This window comes from Corynebacterium lemuris (genome assembly GCF_024919295.1).
GTDB classification, from domain to species: domain Bacteria; phylum Actinomycetota; class Actinomycetes; order Mycobacteriales; family Mycobacteriaceae; genus Corynebacterium; species Corynebacterium lemuris.
Window position 1 is genome coordinate 24,083 of sequence record NZ_JANWTC010000021.1, and the last position, 7,544, is coordinate 31,626.

General features: G+C 63.7%; 8 protein-coding genes. 4 read left to right on the forward strand and 4 right to left on the reverse strand.

Annotated elements, in window-relative coordinates; translation table 11 throughout:
• Nucleotides 1-77: 77 nt before the first annotated feature.
• The 4 genes from NYP18_RS14595 to NYP18_RS14610 form a co-directional block, all read right to left on the reverse strand.
• Nucleotides 78-659, reverse strand: a complete 582-nt coding sequence (locus NYP18_RS14595; protein WP_259428926.1) for a TetR/AcrR family transcriptional regulator — start codon at nucleotides 657-659, stop codon at nucleotides 78-80.
• A 10-nt stretch (nucleotides 660-669) separates the two neighbouring features.
• Nucleotides 670-1,347, reverse strand: coding sequence for an ABC transporter ATP-binding protein (locus NYP18_RS14600; RefSeq protein ID WP_259428927.1), 678 nt, complete (start codon nucleotides 1,345-1,347; stop codon nucleotides 670-672).
• On the reverse strand, nucleotides 1,344-2,492 hold the full coding sequence (locus NYP18_RS14605; protein WP_259428928.1) for an ABC transporter permease: 1,149 nt from the start codon (nucleotides 2,490-2,492) through the stop codon (nucleotides 1,344-1,346). Before NYP18_RS14605 ends, NYP18_RS14600 begins: the two co-directional genes overlap by 4 nt.
• A gap of 662 nt (nucleotides 2,493-3,154) precedes the next feature.
• Complete coding sequence (locus NYP18_RS14610) at nucleotides 3,155-4,045, reverse strand: AraC-like ligand-binding domain-containing protein (RefSeq protein WP_259428929.1); 891 nt, start codon at nucleotides 4,043-4,045, stop codon at nucleotides 3,155-3,157.
• Nucleotides 4,046-4,262: 217 nt separating this feature from the next.
• Here NYP18_RS14610 and NYP18_RS14615 point away from each other — a divergent pair, with 217 nt between their 5' ends.
• The 4 genes from NYP18_RS14615 to NYP18_RS14630 form a co-directional block, all read left to right on the forward strand.
• On the forward strand, nucleotides 4,263-5,474 hold the full coding sequence (locus NYP18_RS14615) for an acyl-CoA dehydrogenase family protein (RefSeq protein WP_259428930.1): 1,212 nt from the start codon (nucleotides 4,263-4,265) through the stop codon (nucleotides 5,472-5,474).
• A 25-nt stretch (nucleotides 5,475-5,499) separates the two neighbouring features.
• Nucleotides 5,500-6,045, forward strand: a complete 546-nt coding sequence (locus tag NYP18_RS14620) for a flavin reductase family protein (protein ID WP_259428931.1) — start codon at nucleotides 5,500-5,502, stop codon at nucleotides 6,043-6,045.
• A 52-nt stretch (nucleotides 6,046-6,097) separates the two neighbouring features.
• Nucleotides 6,098-7,069: an alpha/beta hydrolase gene (locus tag NYP18_RS14625; RefSeq protein ID WP_259428932.1), complete on the forward strand. Its 972-nt coding sequence runs from the start codon at nucleotides 6,098-6,100 to the stop codon at nucleotides 7,067-7,069.
• A gap of 110 nt (nucleotides 7,070-7,179) precedes the next feature.
• A partial coding sequence (locus tag NYP18_RS14630; protein WP_259428933.1) for an iron-containing alcohol dehydrogenase occupies nucleotides 7,180-7,544 on the forward strand: 365 nt, incomplete at its 3' end.

Sequence of the window (7,544 nt, forward strand, 5' to 3'; positions counted from 1 at the left end):
AATAACCGCCCACCTTCGGGTGCGGCGGTTTTTTCATATCCAGGTTCAGGGCCGAATTCGCAGCGGCCCCCTCACCTTCACCCTCCCGGATCCTCCTCCAGTGATGCCCGGGCCATCCGTTGCAGCATTCGTGACACAGCGTCGAGGTCCGCGCCTGAATGCGTCACCAGTTCGGCACCGCGCTGGATCGCAGCGTCGATCAGGGGCAGGGAGGCCGGGGAGAGGCCCCCGAGCAGTTCGTGGAGTGCGGGTTCCATCTCGGCGTGGGCCGCCTGGACCCGCTCATCGGCATAAGCCTCCGGGTGCTGCTGGGCCGCGGCCATCAGCGGGCCGTGGGATCCGCCGACGAACAATCGGAGCGTGGCATCAACGTAGACGGCGAGATGGTCACCGGGGTCGTCGCCGGCGTTGGCCATCAGATCAGCCAGCTCGGTGATCCAGGCGTCGATCGCCATGATCAGCAGTTGGATCAGCAGATCCGTCCGCGAGGATGCGTAGAGGTAGATGCTGGAGCGGGCCAGACCGACCTCGGCAGCGACGTCGGCGATTGTCGGCATCTGCCCCTCACCGGCAACGATGAGCCGTTCCGCTGCCTCGAGCACGGCGCGGTGCTGGACGGCGCGGTGCTCGGTAACCGTGGGCTCCGAGATTCTTGGCATACTCCCGAGCTTAGCCCCTCGGGGTCAGTCGCCCGTCCACCATTTCGTAGATCCGGTCGCAGTGCTCGAGGACATCCTGATCGTGGGTGACCATCACACCGGCCACACCGACCTGGTGGCATTCCGCCGCGAGCAGGGCCACAATCTCGTGGGAGCGGTGGCGGTCAAGTGCTGCGGTGGGCTCATCGACCAGCAGCAGTTTCGGGTTGCCGACCAGCGCGCGGGCGATACCGATGCGCTGGCGCTCGCCACCGGACAAGGTGGCGGGGCGGTGGCTGGCACGGTGGGACATGCCGACGGCCTCGAGAAGTTCATCGTTGCTGCGTCGGCCACGTGTGCCTACCACGCGGGCCGCCAACTCCAGTTGGTCGCGGGCGCGCAGCGCCGAGGGCAGATTACCGGAGGACTGGAAGACAAAGCCGACGTGCTCACGGCGGATACGTGCCAGCTCGGCGTCGTCGAAACCCGTGATTTCCTTGTCCGCGACCCGGACCCGGCCAGAATCCGGGGTGGTCAGGGCGCCGGCCACTGCCAGCAGGGTGGACTTACCCGAGCCGGAGGGGCCGACGACAGCGACGAATTCCCCGGGATGGACGGTCAGGCTCACACCGTCCAGGGCATGGACCTGAGAGTCGCCGTCGCCGTAGCTGACGCGGACGTCGTCAAGGATGAGTGCGGGTGTGGTCATCGGTTCTCCCCCAGTGCGGTGAGCGGATCGGTACGGGTGACGCGGAAGACGGCGATGACGGCGCCGATCAGTCCAGCGACAAACAACAGGGCCGCCCCACCGAAGATCGGTGCGACTTCGGTGGCGTACGGCATGGCGGTGCTCTCCAGCCACAGGCCGAGGCCGACAGCCAGCACCACACCGGTGGCGATGGATGCTGCGAGGATGATCACGGCCTGACCCAGGCTGTCGCGCAGGAGGTATCCCTTGGTGGCGCCCATGGCGCGCATCACGGCGATATCGCCGGATCGCTGGATGGTCCAGACCAGGAAGAAGGCACCTGTGACCAGGGCGGTGATGATGTAGAGGAACCATTCGATCATGGACAGGGTCATCGTCTCAGCGGTATAACCCGGTGAGGACGCGAAGCTCTCCTCCAGGGTGCGCACGTCCAGGCCCGAATCAGCGGTGAGCGTTTCGGTGTCTGCGCTTCCCGAGGTCTGGGCGACGATGACGGAGGCCTCACCGTAGGCAGTGGCCGGGGCGGCTTCACCGGAGCGGGCTCCGGCGTGGACCTCCTGCCAGACGTCCAGCGGCAGGTAGGCGAGAGCAACATGGCCGAAGGTGCGCTGATCCTCCGTGAAACCGATGACGTTGAGTTCGGTCTCCAGGCGGTCAATGGTGATGGTGTCACCGACGGCGATGCCGGCGTCCTCCAGTGTCGAGGAGACCACGATGTCATGCGCAGTCGGGGTGGGCTGATCCTCGACCCGCTGCGTGCTCATCGCAGGCAGCCCCGCGGGCGCCAGGAAAGAATCCGGCTCCAGGCCGATGAGTGTCAGGTCCACCGCGGTGGCATCCTGGTTTCGTGCGTTGACCAGGGTCAGGCCCATCGGCGTGGCATTGTCGACGCCATCGGCGGCCAGCAGCTCATCGGTTGCGGAGACATCAACGACGGATCGGGTGAAAGCGGAATCGGTTTGCGTGCCGTCCTGGAAAGCAATGACGTCAGCGTCCATTGCTTTCAAGCCCGACACGCCGTCGTTGACCAGACCGGCGGTAAGTCCGGAGATGATCACGACAAGGATGGACATCAGGGCCAGGACCAGGCCCATGAGAAGAAAACGGGTACGCGCGAAGAACATGTCGCGCCAAGCTAAGAACATGAGAAGAAGGCTCCCGAGGTTGGTCGTGGGGCTACGGCCGCCGCTTATCGACGCCGCGTCACCATCTTAACGACGCAGTGTCAGTTAGATTCCATTCTCCTGCTCAGGAGCCTCTTTCCCGACGGGGACCCGGAATATGAAGCCCCAGAAACTACTGCTCCCAGGCATCCTCACCGGAGCACCAGACGAAACACCCCAGATCAATGCCGGGGATGGAGCAGCACCACCCCCTCCGGACGCGGTTGATCGCATTCCCACCTGTTCATGGATCCGGAACTGCACTCTGGAGCTGCACAAACAGGTTCGGCGCTGCCGGCAGTTCCAGAGTGGGAGGACCCGAGACCAGCGGTCGGGTTCAGGCGACGATTCAAGAAACATTCCCCAGACGACCTGAACACCTGCGGGGCATCAACCTGGCGTTTCGAAACCTGGAGCTACGGACCTGCCCCCCTGCAGGAGTCCTTTTCGGATTGTCCGCCAAGGCCCGGCAGCACCCGGGACCGCACGTGTCCGGAGCGGGGTCAGCCTCCAAGGAACGGGTTGTGGGATTCCACCACGGAAGCAGGTCGATCACCCGGGAGACAGGTCAGAACAAGATCACTTTTTCCATTTCTCCGGTCATGTCCGCCAAGCTCCTGTGGCACTCAGGGTTACAACGCGCCTCAGGGCATCAGCGCCTGCCGACGGAACTCGGCGGGGGTACAGCCTTCGATTCGCTTGAACACCTGCCCGAAATGCGAGGGGTTCTGCACACCCCACCTCTGCAGGATCTTCTCCACGGAAACTGTCGCGAATTCTCCCAGCGCGAGATCTGCCTTGACCCGCTCAAGACGCCGTGACCGGATATAACTGGCACAGGTGATCCCCGAGCGTTTGAAGATCTGGTGCAGGTAGCGAACGGAAATGTGCGCGGCATCCGCCACCATCTGCGGGTTGAGCTCGGGGTCCGACAGGTGCGCGTCGATAAAAACGAGACATTGCTCCAGCAGCTCCGCGGCATGGGGCTGCTGCGGCTCTTCCTCCGGCAGGTACAGATCCGCCAGCATTGCCTCCACGAGGCCGACCAGATTGTTTGCCACCGCTGCCCGCGTTGATGACGTGAGCGTGGGCGCTACGGGGAGAAGCCCTGTCAAAAAGCTCCGGACCGGTGGGGCCAGCCCCTGGCTTCCGTCAAATGCGAGTGCTCCGAGTTCATCCCATCGTTGTGGCCTGGTGGTGAGGCGGTCGATGGGAATACGGACACTGTGGCTCTGATAGTCGCCGTAACACTCAAGTTGGGCCGGCTTGCCGGACAGATACAACCCCACCTGACCTGGATTCAGCTGAACCTGTTTGCCGTGCTGGATGATTTTCAGCATGCCCTGGACCTGGAAAGTGACGATGACGTGATCCTTGTCCTCGGTCCTGATGTGCTCGGCAGTGCGCTCGGCGATGTGACCCCCGGTCGCCATGGAGAAGACGCTTGCGCTGAGGAAATTAGCTGCTTCGAAATCGCCCTGGAACGCGTGGTTGTCCTGGGCTGCATGCCGGAACGGCATGAGCTCGTTGCCCACTCTTTCACTCCAGGTGTCGAGATCCTGCCGGCGGCCAGCTGCGCCGATGATTACCCCATCCGACCCAGACCTATGTTTCATGACACATAAACATAGCAGTATGACGCACACCATAGATGTGCACGGAATCGAGAGGTCTGCTCACGCAATCGATAGGGCAACCCATGTGATCTCTCTTACATTGATGGCACACCGCCACACCGAGAGAAGGAAGAGCATGACCGCCACTCTGAAAACCCCGAACCGCACCGGCCTCAATCCGGGACACGAGTTCGAAGCGCTCATGGAGCGTATCGACGGCATCACGGATCTGCTGCGGGCCAACGGCGAGAAGAACGAGGAGCTGGGCCATCTGACCGAGGAGAGCTTCCAGGCCCTGCAGGACGTGGGTGCCTTCAAGATCGGCATCCCGGAGGAGCTCGGCGGCTACGAGCTGAAGCCCACCCAGACCATCGCCGTCCTGGAGAAGGTGTCCCAGGCGGACCCGGCCTCCGGCTGGGTGCTCATGGTGCTCCAGATGATCTCCGGAACCACTGCCGCATACCTCCCGGAGGAGGCACAGCGCGAGTTGTTCCCCGAGGACGGCGAACACGCACTCGTCGCCGGACAGGGCACCCGGTTCGGCAAGGCCAGGCGTGTCGACGGAGGCTACCTGATCACCGGAAACTGGTTCTTCGGCTCGGGTATGCCCCACGCGAACTGGATCCACACCGGCGCCATCGATGAGGAGAACGGCCGCGTCATGATGGTGCACTTCCCCCGGGAGAAGGCCAGCCTTGACGGTAACTGGGATGTCCTCGGCCTGCGCGCGACCGGCAGCATCGACTACTCCTGCGAGGACGTGTTTGTTCCGGACTCCTACGTCTACGAGCCCAACACGACCGACCCCCTGGCCGGTGGCGCCCTGTACAAGACCGGGCTGGCACTGATGTCCGGGATCTGTCACACCGGTTGGGCGCTCGGCGTCGGCCGTCGCTTCCTGGATGAGATGCAGGCGCACGCCGCCAAGAAGAAGAATCAGCCCGGTGCCTCCACCAACACCGACCAGTTCCACGCCGAATACGCGCAGGCTGAGGCTCGGATGCGCTCCGCACGAGCATGGGCGATGGAGGTGTGGGGAGACAACGAGCGCAGCCTTGATGCCGGTGAGAAGTTGACCATGCAGCAGGAGACGCTGACCCGCCTCGTCCTCAACAACAGCACCTGGGCCGCCCACGATGTCAGCCAGACCGTTCACCTGTGGTCCGCCACCGCTCTTGCCCGTCGTGGCGATCTGCAGCGGACGTTCCGTGACATGCATGTCGGTACCGGCCATGTCACCAGCGGACCCGTGGTCCTGCAGCAGGTCGGCAAATACCTCGCAGGGCTGGCCACCCCTGATGCCCACTGGAACTTCTTCAACCTCGAAGAACCGGCCCCGTTCGAATGACACGTGAGAAAGAAAGAGGAAAGCCATGTCCATGATGACTGCGGTCCCCACCCGGACCCTCCCGGCGGAAATGTCCCAGGACTTCCGTGACGCTTTTCGAACCCACCCCGCGGGTGTCGCCATCGTCACCGCCGACCCCGGAACCGGGCCGGTCGGTCTGACCGCCACCAGCGTCAGCAGTGTCTCCGCCGATCCGCCGACGATCGCCCTCAACCTGTCCGCGCTTTCCCGTTCCGCTGACAGCATCCGCGCCGCAGAGCATGTGGTGGTCCACCTCCTGGGCCGCGAGCAGCTCGATCTGGCTCAACTGTTTGCCACCCCCGGAGCTGACCGCTTCGGAGACACCTCCCTGTGGGATCGACTCCCGACGGGAGAGCCGTACCTCCTGAATTCCCGTGTGTGGCTGCGCGGAAAGATCGTCGGCTCCATTGACGTCAACGGGTCCACGCTGGCAGCCATCGAACTGGTGGAAACTCACGTCGACACCTCCGTGGAAACTGCCCCGCTGGTCTACTGCAGCCGGACGTGGCATGAGCTCTCAGAGATGAGCTCCGTGAATCAGACGCAGTGACCTCAGGACGTCACTTCCCCACCCCTCAACTGCAGGAATCCAGGAGACCCCCATGTCATTCGATGAAGCAACGAGTAACTTCCTCACCGCCGCAGCGGAAAATGCCGGTGACCGCCCGCTCTGGGAGATGTCCGCCCCGGAGGCCCGCGAAGCCACCTCCGGTCTGGATGAGCTCTACGGTCCCGGCCCCGAAATGCACGACGCCCGTGACCACCAGGTCGTGGGTGCGGACGGCCAGGAATTCACCGTCCGGGTCCTGCTTCCCTCCCCTTCCCCGACCGCCGTGGTCGTCTACTACCACGGCGGCGGGTGGGTACTGGAAAACCTTGCAGGTTACGACACTCTGGGACGACAGCTGGCCGAGAAGTCCGGTGCAGCTGTCGTGCTGGTGGAGTACCGCAAGGCTCCGGAACACCCTTTCCCCGTCCCTGTTGATGATGCCTGGGCTGGTCTGAAATGGGCGGAAGAGAACGTCGCAAAGCGAAACGGAGAGGTGCTTCCTCTCATTGTGGCCGGTGACAGCGCCGGAGCGAACCTGGCCGCTGTCGTTGCGCAGCGAGCCCGTGACGAAGAGTCGCCCATGCTGCAGGCACAGATTCTCGTCTGCCCGGTTACTGACGCTGATTTCACCCGTGACTCCTACCTGACCCCGGAGAACCAGACGATGGTCTCCCTGCAGGCGATGCAGTGGTTCTGGGATCAGTACGTTCCGGATGCCAGCCAGCGCAGTAACCCGGCGGCCACTCCGCTCAACGCCCAGTCTCTGGCCGGCCTTCCCCCAGCGCTGGTCATCACCGCTGAACACGACGTGCTTCGCGACGAAGGTGAAGCCTACGCCCGAGCCCTGCAGGAAGCTGGCGTGCAGGTGGAACACCACCGCTGGGCAGGCCAGATGCACACCTTCTTCTCCATGGTCAACGTCCTGCCGGGCAGTGCTGAAGCCATCGACCTGGTCACCGAGCGCATCCGGGACTTCGTCAACGATGCAGCCGCACAACCGGAGCGGGTGACCATCGGGAACTGAAAGAAACGCTGAATAAGCGTATCCACTGCGATTGACTTCATGATTGGCCGCTGGCGCAACCTGCATCATTTCCATGATGGATGCGCGGAAAGAACAAAGGAATGAGCTCCTTGAGATTTACTCACGACACCCTCGCCCAACGCGTGGTGCTCGACACCGGGCGGGTCACTGAGCGAGTACTCAGTGAGGCTGAGCAGCTGGGAATGAGCAGGCCGATGCTCATCTCCACGGACGGCACCCACGAGGTCGCCGAAGCGATCGCCGCCGTGCTGCCACCTGCCCACCACTGGCGCGACGCTGTGCAGCATGTCCCCCGCTCGGTGGCGGATGCCGCCACTGCCGCGGCCCGCCAGGTCGAGGCTGATGGTCTGATCAGCATCGGCGGGGGCTCCGCCACCGGCCTGGCCAAGGCCATCGCCCTGGCCACCTCCCTGCCGATCATCGCGGTACCCACCACCTACGCGGCGTCTGAGGC